The sequence below is a fragment of the Hominenteromicrobium mulieris genome (assembly GCF_046197855.1).
In the GTDB taxonomy this organism is placed as follows: domain Bacteria; phylum Bacillota; class Clostridia; order Oscillospirales; family Acutalibacteraceae; genus Hominenteromicrobium; species Hominenteromicrobium mulieris.
On sequence record NZ_CP173188.1, the window covers coordinates 138327 to 159500 of the forward strand.

19 protein-coding genes and 2 tRNA genes are annotated in these 21174 nt (G+C 53.5%); 12 read left to right on the forward strand and 9 right to left on the reverse strand.

The annotated features are described in order from the left end of the window. The first annotated feature begins 362 nt into the window (after positions 1–362). Positions 363–1652 carry a cation:proton antiporter gene (locus ACI0CA_RS00640; RefSeq protein ID WP_446806635.1) on the forward strand — a complete coding sequence of 430 codons (1290 nt, stop codon included), beginning with the start codon at positions 363–365 and terminating at the stop codon, positions 1650–1652. Between the two features lie 126 nt (positions 1653–1778). Here the strand turns inward: ACI0CA_RS00640 and ACI0CA_RS00645 are convergent, their stop codons facing one another. Both ACI0CA_RS00645 and ACI0CA_RS00650 read right to left on the reverse strand, forming a co-directional pair. Next, entirely contained in the window at positions 1779–2210 is a 432-nt protein-coding gene (locus ACI0CA_RS00645) for a hypothetical protein (protein WP_316522646.1), read from the reverse strand. Positions 2211–2309: 99 nt separating this feature from the next. Continuing rightward, complete coding sequence (locus tag ACI0CA_RS00650; protein ID WP_316522642.1) at positions 2310–3098, reverse strand: TraX family protein; 789 nt, start codon at positions 3096–3098, stop codon at positions 2310–2312. 218 nt (positions 3099–3316) lie between these two features. Here ACI0CA_RS00650 and ACI0CA_RS00655 point away from each other — a divergent pair, with 218 nt between their 5' ends. After that, positions 3317–4447: a glycerate kinase gene (locus tag ACI0CA_RS00655; protein ID WP_446806634.1), complete on the forward strand. Its 1131-nt coding sequence runs from the start codon at positions 3317–3319 to the stop codon at positions 4445–4447. Between the two features lie 11 nt (positions 4448–4458). Continuing rightward, positions 4459–5343 (forward strand): DUF5131 family protein, encoded by an 885-nt coding sequence (locus tag ACI0CA_RS00660; protein ID WP_395590889.1) that lies wholly within the window; start codon positions 4459–4461, stop codon positions 5341–5343. Between the two features lie 256 nt (positions 5344–5599). Here the strand turns inward: ACI0CA_RS00660 and ACI0CA_RS00665 are convergent, their stop codons facing one another. The 4 genes from ACI0CA_RS00665 to ACI0CA_RS00680 form a co-directional block, all read right to left on the reverse strand. After that, complete coding sequence (locus tag ACI0CA_RS00665; protein WP_395507454.1) at positions 5600–7081, reverse strand: sodium-dependent transporter; 1482 nt, start codon at positions 7079–7081, stop codon at positions 5600–5602. 135 nt (positions 7082–7216) lie between these two features. Continuing rightward, positions 7217–7621, reverse strand: a complete 405-nt coding sequence (locus tag ACI0CA_RS00670) for a DUF3842 family protein (protein WP_395507453.1) — start codon at positions 7619–7621, stop codon at positions 7217–7219. A gap of 5 nt (positions 7622–7626) precedes the next feature. Next, a complete protein-coding gene (locus ACI0CA_RS00675) occupies positions 7627–8913 on the reverse strand; it encodes a hypothetical protein (protein WP_446806633.1) in 1287 nt (428 codons plus the stop codon). Then, the gene (locus tag ACI0CA_RS00680; RefSeq protein ID WP_395507452.1) at positions 8888–9790 is read right to left on the reverse strand and encodes a YihY/virulence factor BrkB family protein; all 903 of its coding nucleotides are present in this window, start codon (positions 9788–9790) and stop codon (positions 8888–8890) included. Before ACI0CA_RS00680 ends, ACI0CA_RS00675 begins: the two co-directional genes overlap by 26 nt. Before the next feature lie 152 nt (positions 9791–9942). Here ACI0CA_RS00680 and ACI0CA_RS00685 point away from each other — a divergent pair. Together ACI0CA_RS00685 and ACI0CA_RS00690 are read left to right on the forward strand one after the other, a co-directional pair. Further along, positions 9943–10019 (forward strand) — tRNA-Met (locus tag ACI0CA_RS00685). A 3-nt stretch (positions 10020–10022) separates the two neighbouring features. Then, positions 10023–10097 (forward strand) — tRNA-Glu (locus ACI0CA_RS00690). Between the two features lie 441 nt (positions 10098–10538). Here ACI0CA_RS00690 and ACI0CA_RS00695 read toward each other — a convergent pair. After that, the gene (locus ACI0CA_RS00695; RefSeq protein ID WP_446806632.1) at positions 10539–11108 is read right to left on the reverse strand and encodes a TetR/AcrR family transcriptional regulator; all 570 of its coding nucleotides are present in this window, start codon (positions 11106–11108) and stop codon (positions 10539–10541) included. 173 nt (positions 11109–11281) lie between these two features. Here ACI0CA_RS00695 and ACI0CA_RS00700 point away from each other — a divergent pair, with 173 nt between their 5' ends. From ACI0CA_RS00700 to ACI0CA_RS00730, 7 genes are all read left to right on the forward strand, one after another. After that, positions 11282–12289: an NAD-dependent epimerase/dehydratase family protein gene (locus ACI0CA_RS00700; protein ID WP_446806631.1), complete on the forward strand. Its 1008-nt coding sequence runs from the start codon at positions 11282–11284 to the stop codon at positions 12287–12289. Between the two features lie 217 nt (positions 12290–12506). Next, positions 12507–13055: an RNA polymerase sigma factor gene (locus tag ACI0CA_RS00705; protein ID WP_316522605.1), complete on the forward strand. Its 549-nt coding sequence runs from the start codon at positions 12507–12509 to the stop codon at positions 13053–13055. Further along, positions 13042–13404 (forward strand): DUF4179 domain-containing protein, encoded by a 363-nt coding sequence (locus ACI0CA_RS00710; RefSeq protein WP_412605148.1) that lies wholly within the window; start codon positions 13042–13044, stop codon positions 13402–13404. Before ACI0CA_RS00705 ends, ACI0CA_RS00710 begins: the two co-directional genes overlap by 14 nt. Further along, complete coding sequence (locus ACI0CA_RS00715) at positions 13391–14017, forward strand: histidine kinase (protein WP_446806630.1); 627 nt, start codon at positions 13391–13393, stop codon at positions 14015–14017. The genes ACI0CA_RS00710 and ACI0CA_RS00715 overlap by 14 nt, the downstream gene beginning before the upstream one ends. Next, a complete protein-coding gene (locus ACI0CA_RS00720) occupies positions 14014–14643 on the forward strand; it encodes a PrsW family glutamic-type intramembrane protease (RefSeq protein ID WP_446806629.1) in 630 nt (209 codons plus the stop codon). Before ACI0CA_RS00715 ends, ACI0CA_RS00720 begins: the two co-directional genes overlap by 4 nt. Positions 14644–14803: 160 nt before the next feature. After that, positions 14804–15157 carry a glycosyltransferase gene (locus tag ACI0CA_RS00725; RefSeq protein ID WP_308449971.1) on the forward strand — a complete coding sequence of 118 codons (354 nt, stop codon included), beginning with the start codon at positions 14804–14806 and terminating at the stop codon, positions 15155–15157. Then, on the forward strand, positions 15154–18858 hold the full coding sequence (locus tag ACI0CA_RS00730; RefSeq protein ID WP_446806628.1) for an InlB B-repeat-containing protein: 3705 nt from the start codon (positions 15154–15156) through the stop codon (positions 18856–18858). Before ACI0CA_RS00725 ends, ACI0CA_RS00730 begins: the two co-directional genes overlap by 4 nt. 102 nt (positions 18859–18960) lie before the next feature. Here the strand turns inward: ACI0CA_RS00730 and msrB are convergent, their stop codons facing one another. Together msrB and ACI0CA_RS00740 are read right to left on the reverse strand one after the other, a co-directional pair. Continuing rightward, on the reverse strand, positions 18961–19926 hold the full coding sequence (msrB, locus tag ACI0CA_RS00735) for a peptide-methionine (R)-S-oxide reductase MsrB (RefSeq protein ID WP_373367789.1): 966 nt from the start codon (positions 19924–19926) through the stop codon (positions 18961–18963). Positions 19927–20175: 249 nt separating this feature from the next. Then, positions 20176–21150, reverse strand: a complete 975-nt coding sequence (locus tag ACI0CA_RS00740) for a TlpA family protein disulfide reductase (RefSeq protein WP_308449992.1) — start codon at positions 21148–21150, stop codon at positions 20176–20178. Between the last annotated feature and the right edge of the window lie 24 nt (positions 21151–21174).

Below are 21174 nucleotides of genomic sequence, written 5' to 3' on the forward strand. Positions count from 1 at the left end.
TTTTTTATTTTTCAAAAGCTAAAAGCCCCCTCTGTCAGAGGGGTTTTTTCATTTACGCTTGCTTTTAGCTGTCCGCGCAGAAAGCTTGAGCAAAACTTTATTCCTTCAACAGGTTTTACTTCACGACTTACCATATTCAGCAAAACAACGGGAAAAAACGCCTTTTTTCCCTAAAACATGGCGTCAAAAAACATTGACATATCCGTGAAATTGTTGTAAACTTTTTTGGAATTCTGCTTTTTTCGTCTGCGTGCTCCGGCGGCAGGCGGACAAAGAAAAAAGATATACAAACGGAGGGGCGGAGACCGGCACTTTCCTGTGTGGCCGCACGCGTACCTCGAAGAAAGGTAAGTGTTCAAAAAGTGGAAAAAACCCTGATTTGTCTGGCCATCGCTCTGGTCGTCGGTCTGCTGATGTCCCGCTTGGCAAAGCTCGTACATCTGCCTGCGGTCACGGCGTACCTCGTCGGCGGTCTGCTCATCGGTCCGTTCTGTCTCGGCGCGCTGAACCTTCCGTACATCGGCTTCAATTCTCTGGAGCAGGTGGAGGGCCTCAGCGTCATCACGCAGACGGCGCTCGGCTTCATCGCGTTCGCCATCGGCAACGAGTTCCGCGTCTCGCAGCTCAAAACGATGGGTAAGCAGGCCATCACCGTCGGCATTCTGCAGGCGGTCATCACGACTATTGTGGTCGATATCGCCCTCATTGTCCTGCATCTCATCAATCCCGCCCTCCTTTCGCTGCCCTCTGCCATCACCCTCGGTGCCATCGCCGCGGCTACGGCCCCGGCGGCTACGCTCATGGTCGTGCGCCAGTATAAGGCAGACGGCCCGCTCACAAAGCTCCTGCTCATGGTCGTCGCCATCGATGACGCCGTGGGCCTCGTGCTGTTCTCCGTGTCCTTCGGCATCGCCGGCGCGCTCGAAATGGGCAGCATCAGCGTTGTCAGCGTCATTTTAGAGCCCATCATCGAGATCGTGATTTCCCTCGTGCTCGGCGCACTTTCCGGCCTTGCGCTCAACTGGTTAGAGACCTATTTCCACTCTCGCAGTAAGCGTTTGTCTCTCACGGTCGCCTTCGTGCTTCTCATGGTTGGTATCTCCTCCATGAAATTTGAGCTCGGCGGCGTGAAGATCGGTTTCTCTCTGCTGCTCGTCTGCATGATGACCGGTACGGTCTTCTGCAATGTATGCAGCGCTTCCGAAGAGCTGATGAGCCGTCTGGATCGCTGGACAGGCCCCATCAACATTTTGTTCTTCGTGCTTTCCGGCGCGGAGCTCGATTTGAATATTTTAAGCAACCCGCTCGTGCTGCTCATCGGCATCATTTACATCGTCTTCCGTTCGCTCGGTAAGATCTCCGGCTCTTACATCAGCTGCGCCATGACAAAGTGCAGTGACCACATCAAAAAGCATCTCGGCATCACGCTTCTGCCGCAGGCCGGCGTGGCGCTCGGCATGGCGCTCACCGCTACGTCCCTTGCAGACGGCAGCATCGTGCGCAACGTCGTGCTGTTCTCCGTGCTGGTGTATGAGCTCATCGGCCCGTCTCTCACAAAGCGTTCCTTGCTTGCCGCAGGCGAAATCAAGCCCGAGGGCAAGACCAGCGCCCGCGAGGAGAATAAACCTGTAAAGCCCATTACCCTCAAGTAATTTCATAGAATACAAAACGCAGGAAGGCAAAGTGCTTTCCTGCGTTTTTTCGAAAAAAGGGAGTAAAGTTGACGAATGTCAACTTTACTCCCTTTTTAAACGTCTGATGAAGTGAATTTGCTTAATTTAAGCGTATGTAGAAAGAACAACAGTTAACTTAACATTTCCGTTCTTTCCAGCGTTTGAACTGGCATAAATTTCAAATGATCCCGAAACGTTTTTCAAAACAAACGAAGCGGCACCACCCAAACTTATTGTGCGCGGACCAATTTTGTTGCCAGCACTATCAAGGGCGTATACAGATATTGAGGTTGGCCCTTCAGAAGAAGTAAAACGAACAATGACAAGTTCCTCGCCAAACCAATTGCCGTCACTCATAACTTGGCGCGTTGAAGAAGTTAGATATGTTGTGTATTCTCGAGTAAAAGATTGAGGCTGAACTTCCGAGTTTGGAGAAGGAATGTCAACCGTTTGTGCAGAAATGGAAATCGGCAGTGCAATAACAAAGATGATCGCTAAGAACAGGGATGTCATTTTAATTTTAAAATTCTTCTTCATAACTTTACCTCCAAATGAGATTTTGTGATATTCGATGTACGATTCATGTGGTGAGATGGATTGTGCATTGGAATCACTCCTATCTTAGAAAAGACAAAATTAAATTTTAATTATGCAGGTGTTGAGTATATAGAGCAATAACAAGTGTGCCGGGTAGGCGATATAATGAAACCATTGGCAGTAAGCTTTTCCTTTTTTTTCGTTGTAACTTATGAGCAACAGAATACCAATTAGTGCACATGCACATTCAAGGAAGAAAGATGAGGTGTCATAGCGAGGATTTAGCCATTGGAACGGAGCGTCTAAAGAACCTGTAAATTGTTTGATAAAAGCATAGTATATAACAATAAGGATACCTAAAGAAATAACGGAAGCCGTTTTGTTGTGACGCCGGTAAAGAACATAAGGGATGATAATGCAAATAACAGCAAAACCTCCACCCTCAACGTTTAGAATTTCTGCTAAAAATACAAGGAGTAGAACGGGAATCCAAGCTGCCCATGAAAAAATTTGCTTTTTAATAAAATCATAGAGTAAGCAACAGACAGCACCGAGTAATAGAGTAAAAAGAATATTGTTGAAGGCGAATTTTACAAAACCATATCGCAATGTGAGATTATAAGGAACTTCGGCAATGATAGCAAATACTAAAAGGCGGAGACAATAAAAAAGTGCATTATCCGTATGTATACAGCCTTGCGCTATACCGAAAGCATAAATAGGAAAAGCAATACTACCGATACATTGCAGCGCAGTGACAACGGGGTAAGAAACATCAGGTTCTATTTTGAAATAAGTCAAGAGTATAGTTTGAACAGGTACAGCCGCGTAAATATGCCCTAAAATCATTGAAAATAAAGCAGTCCATTTCAATTTACTCCAAGTCACGAAAAAGCCTCCTTTTGCAAAATTAGGAATTTATTTATTCTGTGTATTTTATACCATAAAAGAAAACTTTTGTCAATGATTTTAAATAAAGTAAAAAACTTTTATTTAAATATTCCAAAAATCAATATAAACAAAATTGATTGAAGCTAAAAATTTGCCTTGAAAGCAGGGAACAAATGTGCTATTATGGTGAAAAGAAATTCTTAGGGGGCGTTTGAGTGCGCGTTGTGATTGCGATGGATTCGTTTAAAGGCAGTTTGTCTTCCATAGAGGCAGGCAAGGCCGTGGCGGAGGGCGTACGCCGCGCAGACGGCACAATCGAGTGCGTGGTGTGCCCTGTGGCGGACGGCGGCGAAGGCACGTCTGCAGCGCTCACAGAGGGCCTGCACGGCGAAACGGTGCGCGTGCGGGTCACGGGTCCGCTCGGCGAGAAGGTCACGGCGGAATACGGCGTCAAAGGCGACCTCGCCATATTGGAAATGGCACAGGCAGCGGGCCTGCCGCTCGTACCCCAAGATAAGCGGAACCCCATGAAAACCACCACCTACGGCGTGGGCGAAATGCTGCGCGATGCAATAAATCGCGGCTGCAAGCGGTTTATCCTCGGCATCGGCGGCAGCGCAACGAATGACGGCGGCGCAGGCATGCTGCAAGCCCTCGGGTTCAATCTTTTGGATAAAGACGGCAACCCCGTCCCGTTCGGCGCAGAGGGGCTGCGCGTACTCGCGAAAATCGAGAACAAAAATGCCCTGCCTGCGCTCAAAAACTGCGTCATCCGCGCGGCGTGCGACGTCACAAACCCGCTGTGCGGCGAAAACGGGTGCAGTGCCGTCTTTGGGCCGCAAAAGGGTGCTACGCCCGAAATGATTCGCGAAATGGACGGCTATATGCGAAATTACGCCGCATTGACGAAAAATCTGTACCCCGAAAGTGACCTTGATACCCCCGGCGCAGGCGCGGCGGGCGGCCTCGGCTTCGCACTCGGCGTGTTCCTGCACGCAGAGCTCATGCCCGGCATTGAGATCGTCATGGAGGAAACGCGCTTAGAGGAAAAAATCAAAAATGCCGATTTCGTCGTGACGGGTGAGGGCAGACTGGACGCCCAAACCGCCATGGGCAAAGCGCCCGTGGGCGTGGCGAAGCTTGCTAAGAAGTATCGCAAGCCCGTCATCGCGTTTGCGGGCGGTATTGAAAAGGGTGCGGAAGCGTGCAACAAAGCCGGCATCACGGCGTTTTTCCCCGCCGTGCGCGGCGTGACGACATTAGACGAAGCCATGCGCCCCGAAACCGCGGCGGAAAACCTCGCCGAAAGCGCAGAGCAGGTCTTTCGTCTTCTTACCCTGCGATAAGGAGGTACGGTATGCACGATATTTGGAACCCGTGGCACGGGTGCGTGAAGTGCAGCGAGGGCTGCGCACACTGCTATATGTATTTTCTCGACAGTCAGCGCGGGCATAACGGCGCGGAAATTTACCGCACAAAAACGGGCTTTCACTATCCCTTGAGCCGCGACCGCGCAGGCAACTACAAAGTAAAAAGCGGCGAGCAGCTGCGCGTGTGCATGACGTCCGATTTCTTTTTGGAGCAGGCTGATCCGTGGCGGCGTGAAGCGTGGGAGATCATGGATCAGCGGCGGGACATCTCGTTTTTCCTGCTCACAAAGCGCCCGGAGCGCGTAGAAAAATGTTTGCCGTATAACTGGGGCGACGGTTGGGAGCACATCTTTTTCAATGTCACATGCGAAAATCAGCGCCGCGCGGACGAGCGCATCCCCATTCTGCACAGCCTGCCGTTTAAGCACAAGGGCATCATGACAGCGCCCTTGCTCGGCCCCATAGAGATTGAAAAATACCTCGCGATGGGGCAGATTGAGCAGGTTATCTGCGGCGGCGAAAACTACGACGGCGCGCGTCCATGCGATTACGACTGGGTGCGCTCGCTGCACAGGCAGTGCGCAAACCAAAACGTCACGTTCTGCTTTATCGAGACGGGCACAAACTTCATCAAGGACGGTCGGCGGTACTTCCTGCCGAATAAGCGCGTGCAAAGCGAAATGGCGTATAAATCCGGCATATCGTATCAGGGCAAGCCGATGAAATTCAAGCTCGAAGACGATTACGGCCTGTTCGACGCCGGGCGAAAATACGAAAAATACTTCGGCCCCCAGTGCGAAAAATGCGGCAGCCGCATGATCTGCAACGGCTGCGCAAGGTGCGGTAAATGCACTGTGCTGGAGGGGAAATGAAAAAAGACCGCTGTATGTGCGTAATGCAAATCATACAGCGGTCTTTTAATTTTCTAAAAAGCTATCGCTTTTTCGGATCCCCCTTTTTAATAGGGTTCCCCGATTTCAAATGTCCACCGGACATTTGAAACTCCTCTCCTGATTTTTGGTAGGCAAAAGAGTTTCGTCGTCTGCGGACGACGACCAAAGGTTTCACCTTTGGAAACGGACAAGCTTTTGAAAAAGTTTGAGCAAAACTTTTAACCCACGTTGACGGTCACTTTGTTCTTTCCGTCTTCTTCCGTCCCGTAAAAATCGAAACGCCGAAGATGACGAAAAGCAGCAGCACCGCAAAGCACATCCAGCTCACAAACACTGCCGTGCTCTTGCCGCTGAACATATCGTAGTAGCCTTTCAGGTAAATGATGACCACAATCAGAGGCAGAATGTACTGCATGTAAAGGCGGATCCAGTGCGGGAACTTAATGCCCTCGCCTTTGTTCGCTTCCTTGAGGAAATTCTCAAAGCCCCAACCGTTTTTGCGCACGCAGAACAGTACGAACACAAGGCTGCCCAGCGGCAGCAGATTGGAAGAAACAAGGAAGTCTTCCATATCCATAATGTTGCTGCCCTCACCCAGCGGCTGAATGCCGGAAAGCACATTAAAGCCGAGAATCGCCGGCAGGGAAAGCACCGTGATCAGCACAAAGTTCACGCCCACAGCCTTTTTGCGGCTCCAACCGCCGATATCCATGAAGAATGCGAGAATCTCCTCGAACACCGCAATGATGGTCGAAAGCGCCGCAAACGACATGAAGATGAAGAACAGCGTGCCCCAAATTCTGCCGCCCGCCATGTTATTGAAGAGCGTCGGCAGCGTGATGAACAGCAGCGACGGACCCGAGCCCGGCTCCACCCCGTAGGCAAAGCACACCGGGATAATGATGAAACCCGCCATCAGCGCAACAAACGTGTCCAGCAGCACGATGTTCACCGCTTCGCCCGTAATGCGCTTTTTGCGGTCCAGATAGCTGCCGAAGATCTCCATGGAGCCGATGCCGATGGAAAGCGTGAAGAACGCCTGCGACATCGCCGCAAACACCGCGTTGCCGAAGCCTTTCTTTGCCACTTCACCGAAGTCCGGCACAAGGTAGAACTTGATGCCTGCCGCGGCATTCGGCAAAAATGCGGAGTTCACAGCCAGCGCAATCATCAAAAGCAGCAGGGCAATCATCATGACTTTCGTCACTTTCTCAATGCCCTTTTCCAGGCCAAAGCCGCATGCACCGAACGAAATAACAATGGCGACAATCGCCCAGAACGTCAGCGTGCCCGGATTTGTCAGCATATCGCCGAACACGCCCTCTACCGCCTTGCCGTCCAAGCCGACAAACGTACCGGTTGCCTCCATAAATGCGTATTTCAGCATCCAGCCGCCCACCATGGTGTAGAACATCATCAGCAAAAAGCTGCCGAGAATGCTGATCCACTTCATGCGATGCCATTTCGTGCCCTTCGGTTCCAGTGTATCGAGCGCCTTGCCCATGCCCATGCGGCTGCCGCGGCCCACGGTGAATTCGCACACCATAATGGGCAGACCCAGCGCCACAAGGAACACAAGATACATCAGGATGAATGCCGCGCCGCCGTATATGCCGGTAATGTACGGGAATTTCCACACATTGCCGATACCGATGGCGCACCCGGCCGAAACTAAAATAAATCCCAACCGAGAACCGAATTTTTCTCTTTCTTTCATACGTTTTCCTCCCAAATTTTTTCCCCTGTATATTTTAAAGAACGCATATTTGCGTTCTAATCGGGCGAGGTTATGTGCGGAAGGCGTTTCTTTGCCGCACAACTTCATAGAACATCACGGTCGCCGCAATATTCCTCACTGCATGTTTTTCAGCATGGCGACCGCATCCCGCACGTATTCCGAGAGCGTCTTGTCCTGTACGCCCACTACGCTTACGGAGCAGCGGTTAACGGGAATCAGGATTTTCTTAGCAACGCATTCGGAAACGGCTGCCGCCATTTTCGGCGTGATCTCGCCCCAAAGCGCGTTTGCTAAGATAATGCCGATGGGTCCCACGATGACGTCTGCCCACGTGCAGTTTACCACAACGGGGTTTTCGCCTGTGGCGGCAGCGTCCGCACCGGCGCGCAGCATGGCGCTTGTGGCAAGGCTGTTCGTGCCCACGGCAACGACTTCCACGTCCGGCATGTTCTTTTTAATTTGGTCAGTCAGTGCTGCGCCCATTTTGCCGCCCTGACCGTCAATCACGAGTATTTTCATCAAAATCAACCCTCCGTAGGTTCGTTTGTGTCGCCGTCCAAAACGGCGGAAACGGGAAGTTCGCCGTACATCAGCGATGTGCAGTTGATCTGCATATCGCCCACGGTGACGGGCTTGCCGTCCGAATACACCTCAAGGTTAGAAAGCGTCATGCCCGCAGCTTCATAAAATGCACGGAACGTCTTTGCAATGGCTTCCAGAGAAGACGTGGAGCTGGCGGAGTCTAAATATTCCTGCAAAGCGCCGGAAAACTGCAAACGCACCTCCAGCATTTCGCCGCTCTTCATCGTGGAGACAACCTCACCGTCTTTAACGTAGTCGAGCGCGTCCAGCGTCACATCCTCCGGAAATGCGCCCTTTTCTGCCATTTTCTGCACGAGCACCGCACCGTCTGCGGGCAGGCTCTTGTAGCTGTACTGGTCAAGGCCGCTGTCGCTCGGCACAAAAATCGAAAGCGACATGTTCACGGCTTCGCGCGTGTCTTCGGAAGCGGACGGCTCCGGAGTCAGCGTCACGTGGCTCACTTCGCTTTCCGCGGCGGACGAAACCGGCGTGTCGCTCTCTAAAATCACGTCCGGCGTGCGCACGTATTTCGTGCCGAACCACCCCGCGCGTACGGCGACAACGCACAATAAACAGATTACGATGACACCTACGGCCGCAAACGGCATGGCGCGGTCTACATTGCGCTTCAGACGCTTTGCGCGGCTGTTCGCAGTAAAATGCGGGTCTTTCGATTCATTCAAAACAGAATAATACACGCGGTGCAGAAGATCGTCCGGCGTTTCCAGGGTTTCTACCCATTCGCGCAGGTCGTCCTCGCTCATGTTCGCGGCTTTTTTGGTTTTTTCCAGCTGATTTTGCACGGCAGAAGCGGATTTTCCGGTCACGCGGCCGATAAAGCGCGTGTTGTCACCTGCACCGTAGTGCAGCGCCACCGCCGTCAGCAACGTGTAATGCAGGCGTAAAATGTCGCAGAGCTCTTTCGGCGTTTCAAACGGCATGTCTTTTGAGCGCTGTGCAATCTGCTCGTCCGTCAGCTTTTTTCGAATTTTCTGTGCATAATAGTCCATGCATGTCTTGTGCGCTGTGCGCAGCACCCAAAGGCGCTCCTCGCCTTCGCTTTTAAAGGTTTGCGTGTCTAAAAAGTACTGCATAAATACATCGGAAAGCAGCGTAAGCGTCTCTTTGCCGCTTTTTGTGTGCATATAACAGATGCGGAACGCGTCATCGCCAAAGCGCATCACGGCGCTTTGCAGGGCGGTTTCACTTCTTGTCTGTGGTTTTGCCATTTGCATCGTTTCCTTTCTCTGAGATGAGTTTGCGGCGGCGACGTTCTGTTTTCAGGTCGGAAACATCGCGGTTGATGCCGCTGTGCTGCAGCCACATGGCGATCTCGCCACCGATGAGCAAAATAAACATGCAGGCATACAGCCATACCATTAAAATGACCAAAGCGGCAAGGCTGCCGTAGATGGTGGCGTAGTTTGCAAAGTTCTCCACGAAAACGGAGAAGATAAACGAGAATAAGACCCACCCGGCAGAAGCCAGCGCTGCGCCGAAAAACGCGTTGCGCAGGGATACCTGCTTGCGCGGAATGGCAATGAACATCAACCAGAAGAAGAACAGCAGCAGGACATAGGACATGATGGGCTTAAAGCGGTTGATGAGCGTCGGGAACGCCGGCGGCATCACCGTGATGAGCCATTCATACAGCATGTCGCCGAAGACCATCAGGCCCATGCTGACAAGCAGCGTCATGACGAACACGACCGTGTATAAAATGGCTAAAATACGCATAAAAATATAGTTGTGGTTTTTGGAAACGTCAAAAACGGAGTAAAGCCCCTTGATTAGCGCCACCATAGCCGTGGAAGCGGACCAAACGCAGGTGATAGCCGTCATGGAAATGAGCGTCTGCGGCGCGTGCACCTCTTGAAATAAGTAACTGACAACTTCTTCCACCGGCGGCGGAAGCATTTGAACGAATGCCACGAGAAGCGAGGTGTCTTCAAACCGGATGACCTGCAAAAGGGCTAAGACCAGCATGAGGAACGGAATGAACGAAATGAGGATCCAGAACGAAACCTGCGCCGCGTAGGAGTCGATGGCGTCGTTATTCAGTTTTTCATAAAACCAGCCGAAGTGCTTTTTCAGCAGAATTTTCACGGCGCTTTCTCCCTTCTCACGCTTTCCTTACGTCTTATCGCGCAATTTGAGAACAGTATAACACAGAAATATAGAATTTTCCAGTGAAAAAGCACTTGACAAAAGAAAAAATGTGTATTATAATAAACTACGCTACATTATAGAGCAGATATGGCGGCATAGCTCAGTTGGCTAGAGCATTCGGTTCATACCCGAAGTGTCGATGGTTCGAATCCATTTGCCGCTACCATCTGGCCCGGTGGTCAAGCGGTTAAGACACCGCCCTTTCACGGCGGTAACACGAGTTCGATTCTCGTCCGGGTCACCAGAAAAAAGAGCCTTGTCAAAAAGACAAGGCTCTTTTTTCAACGAAATAAATCCCTTCGGGATTTGTGAAATTGCCCTTCGGGCAGTGAAATGTTGCTGCGCAACGTGAAATACCTGTGGTGTGTGAACCGCGCTGCAGCGCGTAGGGATTTATTTCATTTCAATTGATGCGTAGCATCAAATTTCACATTTTGCAGCGCGAAATATTTCACTTAAAAATGTCGAATCTTGTCAAATAAAGCACGCCGTCTGCGAACCGAAAGCGGTTCGCGGACGGCGCTTTAAAATTTATTTATAAATTACACAAATAATCATTCAAAGTCGTGGGTGTAAATTTCGCTGCCGTCACCGTTCAAGTAGACGAGGCGGACGTGCACGCCGGAGAGGCTTGACCATCGACCGTTTTGTAAGCCTATTATGCCGTTCGGGCATAAAGGCTGTGTTAAGCAAGAGGACTTTGGGGTGATTGAAACAGCAAAAGACTGGCTTTTACAACGCGGTTGACAAAATGGATCATTTCCTCTTTGCTGTACTTGTCATAGCCCTCCACAACGACATGCATCAAACCGTTTGACAGATGGGTATACATCATCTCAAGATCTGTTTCGTCGGCATAGGGCAGCTCTTTCCGCCAGTAAGCAATGCTTTCCTCCTTGGCTAAAGCAATCATCCGCATGAGGACCGTTGCGCTTGTATTCCCCAGAATCAAAACCCGGCAGGCGGCCTGATTCTGATCGACCATATCGTAAATGGCTTCGATCAGTGCCGTCACATCAAACAAATTGACATAGCGAAGGGATTTCTCAAAGGCATCGATGAGTTCATTCTCAATGCTCTCCATCAGGGCAAAGCAATCGCTGTAATGGGCATAGAAGGTGGCGCGGTTAAGCTGCGCCAGCGCACAAACCTCCTTCACCGTAATTCTGTTTACGGGTTTTTCCTTCAGCAGCTTCAGAAAAGACTGCTTGAGCACCATTTGCGTATAGCGTTTCCTTGCGTCCATTTTCTCCATATAGAGCCCCTCCCCAAAAAAGTTTACAAAGAAAAGCAACACTTCAACAGACAATGTTGCTTTTCTTTCAGTCGTATGGCAAGTGCTGATTGTTTCCGTCTTTCCTCTCAAGTATACTGTACTTGTGAAAGATAATCAACACTTGTATGCTTATTTGAGAGGAGGCTTTTTGCATGTTTGATCAATATCTTGTTACAGGCGCTACCGGCTTCCTCGGTAGGGCTGTTGCGGAGGAGCTGGTACGCCGCAGAGCGCAAGTGCATGCGCTTGTGCTGCGTGATGACCCCTATATCCATTTGCTCCCCAAAGAAGTCCATACCGTCATCGGTGATGTGTGTGTGGAAAGCTCGTTGACAGACTTCTTTGCGGATGCCGACAGCCGTACCTGTGTGATTCACTGCGCCGGTATCGTCTCTGTCGCGTCCAGACCCGGTTCGAAGCTCTATCAGGTCAATGTAGGCGGGACATGGAGGGTTCTCCGGCAATGTATGAAGCATAATGTGGGCAAAATGGTCTATGTCAGCTCCGTCCATGCCATACCGGAAAAGTCAAAGGATTGCATCATTACGGAAGATTGCGAATTCTCTCCGGGGCTTGTGGACGGAGATTACGCCAAAAGCAAGGCAACTGCAACAGAGCTGGTTTTCGATGCGGCGGAGCGCGGGCTGAATGCCAGCATTGTCTTTCCCTCCGGCATCATCGGGCCGGGCGACATACAGGGAGGGAGCTTCACCTCAATGGCGAAATCTTTTCTTCGCGGAAAGCTGCCCTTTGCCGTTCGCGGCGGATATGACTTCGTGGATGTACGGGATGTGGCAAAAGGCATTCTCGACTGTTCCGAGAACGGAGAACCCGGTAAGGGATACATTTTGTCCGGCCACTATGTTACCATTCGCAAGATGCTTCAGCTTGTGGGAAAGATCGCAAAGCAGAAGTATCGCCCCATCTGCCTGCCACTGGGGCTTGCAAAGCTGGCGGCTCCATACTATGAACATCGAAGCCTGAAGAAGCGAAAGCCGCTGTTTTTCACACCTTATTCCGTTGCCGTCCTTGCCTCAAACGGACAATTCAGCCATGCCGCAGCATCGGAATGCTTTGCATATCATCCGCGCCCGGTGAAGGATACTTTGCGGGACATGACAGCCTGGCTTTTGGAGCAGAGGAGAAAGGACGAAGTGTGACCTCACCTAAAAGCACCTTGGGCAGGCTGCACATGCTATTGGCATGATCTGCGGTTCCGGTTGCTATCCGTGTGTATCCTGTGATATAATTTGACCAAGAGAACGCGGAAAAGCGTCCGACCCGCGCTTTCAGGAACGGCACCGAAATTCCGGCAGGGCAAGCGCCTGGCGGATACCCCTCTGCATTTGGAGCACCCGCAAAAAGGAAGTGAACGCTATGACCTGCGACGAGACTTTTTACCACCGATATTTGAACGGCGACGATGCGGGGCTGGAGGCCCTGATGAAAAAATACGGCAATCCGCTAACCCTGTATATCGACGGGTATCTGCACGATGTCCACGAAGCAGAGGATTTGATGCTGGATGTTTTCGCCTATCTGTTCACGAAAAAGCCTCGCATCCGGGACGGTGGCTTTAAGGCATATCTGTATAAGACGGCGCGGAATATGGCGCTGCGCCATAAGAGCAAGCGGAAGTGTCTGTTCCGTTTGGACGAGCTGACCGATGAATCGGACGGGCAGCTGCTTGTGGAGGAGGTTATCCGAACGGAAGAACGAAACCGCATTCTGCACTTCTGCATGGGTGAAATGAACCCGGATTACCGGGAGGTTCTATATCTGACCTATTTTGAGGGTATGAGTTACGCACAGGCGGCGGAGGTTACGGGAAAAACGGTAAAGCAGATTACCAACATGGTGTATCGCGGAAAGGAAAGCCTGCGAAGGCTTCTGGAACGGGAGGGGATTACAAATGCGGAGTCATGAAGAGCGCGTCGCGGAGACAAAGCGGCGCATCGCCAAGATGGAGCGGGAGAAACGGCTGCGGCGCAATACGATTACCGCGGCTTCCGCTGTGGCGGCGTGCCTTGCGCTGATTGTGGGTGTGTCTTTCGTCATGCCTGATATTGCCGTAAAAATTCAAACCGGCGGCTATGCGGGCTTTGAAACGGCGGCAAGCATCTTTCACGGCGGCGCGGCCTTGGGATACATCGTCATCGGGCTTCTGGCGTTTCTTCTGGGCGTGTGCGTGACTGTTTTGTGCTTCCGGCTGCGGCAAATGAATCGGGACGACACACAGGATAAGGAAAGCGAGGAACGGCATGGAGCTGATTGAGAACCTGCTGCAGCTGCTGGTCACGTTCGTCGGCGCGCTGCTTTCGGGCATATCCTACCGGAAAAGCCGCAGGCAGGCGTATTTTCTGCTGCTGTGCTTCTACGGCTGCTTTGCCCTCGGCGCGCTCTACTGGACGCTGTATCTGCTGCTGTTCGATACCACGCCGAAGGTGTTTTATGTGTCGGAGTTCGGCTGGGTGGCCAGTGTGATTTTTCTGCGGATATTGCAGGCCACGCTGGCAGGCGCAGATGAGCACAGCTTCCGCTGTCGCAGGGCATGGCTTGCGCCTGCGTTCGGCGTGCCGCTGCTGGCGTTCTACTGCACCTTCGGGGATATTCTCTCCAACCTGATCTGGTGCGGCATGATGATATGGCTTTCCTACTGCGCCATTCGAGGGCTTGTCTATGCAGAGACCCGGACGGGCGCGGCGCGGAATATGCGGTACTTCCACATCGGCGTGCTGTGCTTTGCGTTCGCGGAGTATCTGCTCTGGACGGCGGGCTGCTTCTGGCCGGATACTTCCCCGGCAAGCCCCGTCTTCTGGTGTGATATGCTGCTGACGCTGACCATATTGGGGCTGTTGCCCGCTGTGAGAAAGGCGGTGGACGCATGACCTATATTGAAAACATATTCCTGTGCATGGTGTCCCCACTGCTGGTGGCTGCTCTGTGCATGGGCAGGCGGCATCTCCGCTTTTTTCTGTTCTGCATCGTCGGAATGGGTGTGTGCCTGCTTTCGGCCTACATCAATACTTTCCTCGCGTCGGTGTGTCAGGCGGACGCCCTTGCCGCCACGGCGGAGATTGCGCCGGTGGTGGAGGAGATGATGAAGCTGCTGCCGCTGGTGTTCTATCTTCTGGTGTTTGAGCCGGAGGGGGATAAAATCAAGGCTGCCGCAATAACAGTTGCCCTTGCCTTTGCCACCTTTGAAAACGTGTGCTATCTCATTCAGAACGGAGCGGACCGTTTCTCCTTCATCTTCTTCCGCGGCTTCGGCACGGGAGCCATGCACGTTCTCTGCGGTCTGATCGTGGGCGGCGGGCTTGCCTATGCGTGGCAGCGGACATGGCTGAAAATTGCAGGCACCTGGGGGCTGCTGGGCGCGGCCATCACCCTCCACGCCGTTTACAATCTGCTCATCGCCTACGGCGGTGCGGCGCAGTATGCGGCCTACGCCCTGCCGGTGCTGCTGGTAGCGGCGGGAAGGTTGTCCGCTTTCCGCTTATCGCGGAGAAAATAACCGAACATTCACTCCTTGAGAGCTGCTTTTTGGCGGTTCTCAATTTTTTTTGGAAAATTTTGCGTTTTGGGTGAGAGTTTTTCCGATTTTATGTACCTATATAAGTGAAAGGGTTTTTAGGCCACAGTTTCAGACAAACCGGAGAGGAGGGTCAAACTGTATGTACGATACCGCAAGACGGGTCGCACTCGTCCGGCAGCGGGTACGGAAAAACACCCGCCGAAGGCAGCAGCACGGCATATACGGACTGAGTGCCGCGTGTATGCTGCTGTTCGCGGTGCTGATGCAGGCGATAAGCACGGTCGTCAGGCCGGGACAGACCGCCGCATGGGGCGTGTTCGGCGCGATGCTGCTGCGCGAGGATGCGGGCGGCTATGTGCTGGTGGCTGTTGTATCCTTTGCCGCTGCGGCGGCAATCACCGCGCTGTGCATGCGGTTCAGGATCAGAGAAAACCGGAAAAAGGGCGGGACAGGCAAGCCGGACCCGCAGGAACAGGAGGGAAAAACGACATGAAGAAACGAATACTCAGCATTCTGCTCACCTTGTGTATGGTGCTGACTATGATGCCCGCGACGGTCTTCGCGGCGGATGGAGAGGTTGCCGCACGCGCATCGGAAACGGGCGGCCTGTATGAACACCACGAGGCCTGCGGCGCAAACTCGGCAGGGGCATCCGATACTATGATGCCAAAAACGAGGAGCGGGGCAGTCCGTCCCGCTGCCACCCAATACACCTATACGCTGCATTACGATGCCAACGGCGGCAGCGGCGCGCCGCCAAGTCAGAGCGTGATTAGCTCGGAATTTCATGTATGGGTCCCCATATCGGACAAAATTCCGACCCGTGACGGATATACCTTCATGGGTTGGGCGAATTCTCGGACCGGTAAGCCGATATATGGCGGAAACGGCGGTTATACCGAGTGCCTGGTAGTACATGGGTATGATATGAGCACAACCATCTATGCCATATGGGAGGTGCACAACCATAGCTGGGGCGAATGGACCTCCAACGGCAACGGAACGCACACACGCACCTGTATCGCGGACAGCAGCCATACCGAAACAGGCAACTGCTCCGGCGGCAAGGCTACGTCCACGGAGAAGGCTGTTTGCGAAACCTGCCATAAGGCCTACGGAGAGCTTTTGCAGCCTGCCAAAACGGTCATCACCACCCCGCCCACGCTGCGCCTTCCGGCCTATGTCGGCAATGAGTACACCGACAAGGCGCTCATGGGCGGCGAAGCGAAGGCCGAGGGGACGGACACCGTTGTTCCCGGCACGTTCGGCTTCAAGTATTATGAAGGCGGCAGAGTACACCCGGGCGAAAACCGCATGGTGATCCTCTTTACCCCCAAAGATACGGAGGCATACACCACGGCGGAATGTATCCTTACCGTGGTGGGGACAAAGCGCACGATCACAAGAGTCCCGGACGACGTGATCATCACGGACAAGCCCATTGGCACGGCGTTTGAGGATCTGGGGCTTCCCCTTTCCCCTTTCGGCGTCAAGGTTGAGACCAACACCGGCGCGAGTTACAGTCCCGTGCCCGTGACATGGGACGGCTCCACCTATGACCCGAACAAATATGGCGAGCAGATCATTACCGGCGCGCTGCATGTTGAAAAGAGCGGCTTCACGGATGGGCTGGAGCCGACAAACACGGTCAAGGCAACCGCCAGAATAACGCTTATTGACGACCGCGTCTTTACGCCCACGCTGGAGCCGCCCACCTATTCCAAGCAGCTCTACGGCGGAGACCTGTGCTTCCTTGTGTTTGCCGATAAATATCTCTCCGGCGGAACGGCCACGGTGAACGGCGAAACGGTTTCCGGCAAATTCACGCTGGACAAAGATCAGAAAATATACGGACATTCATTGACGGCGAGCACGCTATTGCAGGCGGGGCAGCTGCAACTGAAGATCATCTTCACGCCCGACAACCTGAAGCGGTATAACAAGGCGAAATGCACCGTTGATGTGAATGTCATTCCCCGCAAATATATGTATTCCAACGCCAGTTACATTGACAATAGAAAGATCGGCACGCCCTTTGCGGAGCTGAACCTCTCGGATTCATTCAGCTTTTATGCGGTGGGCGATGAAAAAGATCCCGAGGGAACAGGGATGGACTTCGGTATGAATGTCGTCACCTCGTGGGACAGCTCGACCTACGACCCCAATTCGTTTGAGGAGCAGACCATCTACGGCGAAGTCAACCGCGCCGAATTGGAGAAGTATTTCACCATACCCGATGGCACCGACCTCCGAGCCGTGAGAAAGGTTCAGCTGCAGCCTGACCCGACCGAGACGGAGATCACGCAGCTGCCCGTATTCCGGTGGAAGAACGGCGATTTTACGTTGCCCGACAACACCATATTCACATGGCGAAAGCTTCAGGTGGGAACCTACAACGGTGAAGTCGGCACGCTCGTCGGCGGCGTGGCAAAGGTCAAGGGTACGGATACCGTCGCCCCCGGCACGTTCTCCTTCAAGAATGCCCCGCCGTTCTACCTCCGGACTCCGGGCGAACACGATGTGACGGTGGTATTCACGCCGGACGACCTGCGTCTCCACAAGCCGACGGAGATTACCATCAAAATAAACGCCGTTAAAAACACCATCAAGGATACCGATGAACCGAACCCCATTACCGATAAGCCGTTCGGCACGCCTTTTGCAGAGCTTGGCTTGCCGGAAGATGTGTGCATCAATGCCGTTGACGGCGCGTGGTGCTGGATCGACGTGACATGGGATGAATCGTCCTATGATGCGGAGTCTGTGGATTGGCAGACCATCATCGGCACGCCGGTGCTCAGCGAAGATGACGGAGACATCTTTCAGCAGCCGGAGCCTGCGGTAACAGCCGCGATTCGGGTGAAGCTCATCGATAACCGCCCCCCTATGCCGCCGACAATCGTCGCGGAAAGCCTGCCCGACGGCATGGAAGGCGAGGCTTACAGCAACCGCTTGACCGCCAAGGGTACCGCGCCCATCACATGGAGCATTGTGAGCGGCGTCCTGCCCGAGGGACTTAGCCTAAACGAGGACACCGGAGAGATAAGCGGCACGCCCGCCGGGGAAGGGACAGAGGTCTTTACCGTCATGGCGGTCAACGATTTGGGTGAGGATATTAAGGAGCTTTCCATCACGATAGCCAAGGCTCCCGAGACGGAATACGCCGTCACCGTCAGGGACGACGGCCACGGCACGGGCAGCGCGGATCCCGCCTCGGCGACGGCCGGAACGGAGATCACCTTAACTGCTACGCCAAACGCGGGCTACCATTTTAAGGAGTGGCAGGTCATGAGCGGCGACGTGACCGTAAAGAACGACAAGTTCACTATGCCAAGCGGCAACGTGGAGATCAAGGCCATCTTCGAGGAGGATGCGCCGCCTACGCCCACGGAGTACACCGTCACCGTGAAAACGGACGGAAACGGAACGGCTTCCGCCTCTCACGCAAAAGCCGTGGTCGGCACAGATATTACCCTGACCGCTACGCCAAATGCGGGCTACCATTTTAAGGAGTGGCAGGTTATGAGCGGCGACGTGACGGTAAGGGACGACAAGTTCACTATGCCCGGCAGCGATGTAGAGGTCAAGGCCATCTTCGAGGAGGATGCGCCGCCTACGCCCACGGAGTACACCGTCACCTTTGACGGCAACGACGGTACGCCTTCTGTCGGCAGCATGACCACCACCAAGCAGAAGCTGACCTCTCTGCCCGATGCTTCCCGCAGCAAGCACAGCTTCAACGGCTGGTACACCGAAAAGAGCGGCGGCACAAAGATTACGACGGATACCGTGTTCTCTGCAAATACCACCGTCTACGCCCACTGGACGCATACCGGAGCCAACAATCCGCCCGTCAACTACTACATGCTGCGCTTTGAAACAGGCGGCGGCAGTGCTATTCCCGGCGTGCGGGAAACGTACAATACCTACATTGATTTGACCAAGCATGTTCCCACTCGGCACGGGTATACCTTTGTCGGCTGGTACAGCGAACAGAGCCTTGTGAACAAGGTCTCAGACATTTATCTGACCGGGGATAGGACTGTGTATGCCGGCTGGCGCGCGGTTACAATCCCGCAGACCGGTGACGGCGGTCAAATGAATTTGTGGAGCACCGCGCTATGTGCATCTTTTGCCGGATGCGTTGCACTGATCGTATGGAAAATCAGGCGGCGGGAGAAAAAATCACTGTAAATCCTCAAAAAGGAAAAGTCTTATCTTCCCAGAAAAGCAGGAAGGCTGTTCTTCAAAAGAACAGCCTTCCTGCTTTTCCGCTTGATGTGTATGCACCTGAAATCATTTCTCAAACAGGTACAGGAGGTACCCGTAGCCCTCGGCCTCCATTTTTTCATAGGGGACAAAGCGCAGGGCCGCACTGTTAATGCAGTAGCGCACGCCATTGGGGGACTCCGGATCGCCGGTGAACACATGGCCGAGGTGGGAGTCTCCGGCGCGGCTTCTGACCTCCGTGCGGCGCATCCCGTGGCTCAGATCCTCTTTTTCCACCACGGCGGGGCCTTCGATGGGCTTTGTAAAGGCGGGCCAGCCGCAGCTGCTCTCGTACTTATCCGTGGAGGAAAAGAGCGGCTCACCGGTCACGACATCCACATAGATGCCCTTTTCAAATTTGTCCCAAAACTCGCCCGTGAAGGCGCGCTCCGTGTCGTTCTCCTGCGTGACGCGGTACTGCTCCGCCGTCAGCTTGTCCCGGATGGACTCTGCCGCGGGCTTCTGATAGTCGCCCGGGTCGATGCGCAGTTTGGAGAAGAGTTCCATCTCCGCGCGCGGGATGTGGCAGTAGCCGTCCGGATTCTTTTCGAGGTAGTTCTGGTGGTATTCCTCGGCGGGATAGTAGTTCTTGAGCGGGCCGATCTCCACGAAAAACTTCTCGCTGCGGCCGCGCTCGATCTCCGCGATGCGCTCCACCGTCTCCTTCGCGCTTTCGTTGGTGTAGTAGACGCCGGTCTGGTACTGGCTGCCCCGGTCGTTGCCCTGTTGGTTTTGTACCGTGGGGTCGATCACATAGAAGTAGGCCAACAGCAGCGCATCGAGGCTCACCTGCTCGGGGTCGTATTCCACCCGCACGGTCTCCCGAAAGCCGGTCTCGCCCTTGCAAACGGTCTTGTAATCGGCGTCCGCCTCGCAGGTGCCGTTGGCGTAGCCGCTCTCGGCATCGATGACACCGGGGATGGACTGCATCAGCTGTTCCATGCCCCAGAAGCAGCCGCCCGCCAGATAGATGACATTTTCTGTGGTATCCATATAAGTGATCTCGTCGTCGGACCGGTCAAAGGCCGATTCGTCCATGGTTGCTTCCTGTCCGCTTTTTTCCTTCGGCACAGTCTGCTGCCCGACGGCGCAGCCGCTCAGCAGCAGAACCGAGGCGAAAAGCAGGGCCAATACGCTTCGATACATCGCGTTTCCTCCTTTTAGAAGAATCAGGGCTTACGCCCCCCTTCGCCCGCCAAGGGCAATGCAATGGCGTGCAGCAGGCACTTTTTAAATTTCGGGTCAGCCTGCGTCGGCGGCGAGCGCCTTGTCGATCTGGGCTTGCAGCGCCTCCGCTTGATTTTTTTCCGTGATGGCGCCTACGATGGGGTCGCCCACGATGTTGCCGTTGCGGTCAACCACATAAGTAGTAGGATAGGCAAAGATGTTGGTGGTAAACTTTCCCGCCTCACCATCGGAGTTAAAATACACATTCTGATAGGTCGCGCCCTTCTTGGCCAGTACATCCTTTGCTTCGGAAATTGCCGCTTCGTCGCCGTCCAGCGTGAAGGTGTTGACGCCGATGAGGGAGCCGCCCTTCTCCGCAAGTTCTTTGTTCAGCGCGTCCAGGTCGGAAAGCTCGCCCACGCAGGGATTGCAGGTTGTGAACCAGAAATTCACCACGGTGACGGCGTTGGCAGAGAACAGCTCGTCACTTTTCACCGTATTTCCATCCAGGTCCTTGCCCTCAAAGGTGGGGAATTTCTGCATGCTGCCGTCATCGGATTTCTGCATACTGCCGTCATCGGGCGGCGTGGTCGTGTCGTTGCCTGCGGGCACGCTCATAGCGCCATCCGTAGATTCCTGTGCCGCTTCGGGGTACTTTTCCTCAATCATGGTCAGCTGGGTTTCAATGTCGCGGATCTTCTCCGCCCCCTCTTTGAGCAGCTTCAGCTCATCCTCCGTAAACTGATCCTTAGCGGATTCGATTGTACTGAGCAGGAAATCACCGTAGTTTTTGCCGTCCTCCTGCATGGTCATGCCCTTGTCGGCTGCCATGAATACCTTTTCCCAAAGGGCTTTGTTCTCTGAGAGAATGGTGTTTTCCTGCGCCATCAGATCTTTGTGCATGGCAACCGCTTCCTCGGCATTCTTCGGTTCGCTGCTCATTCCGTCCGTTTTGTCTCCGTTCTTTGTGCCGCAGGCTGTCAAAGACAGCATCATCAGGGCGAGAAGCAGCAGTGCCAGCAATCGGCCGGCCGTATTTGTTCTATTCATTTTCATCTGTTTTGTTTCTCCTTG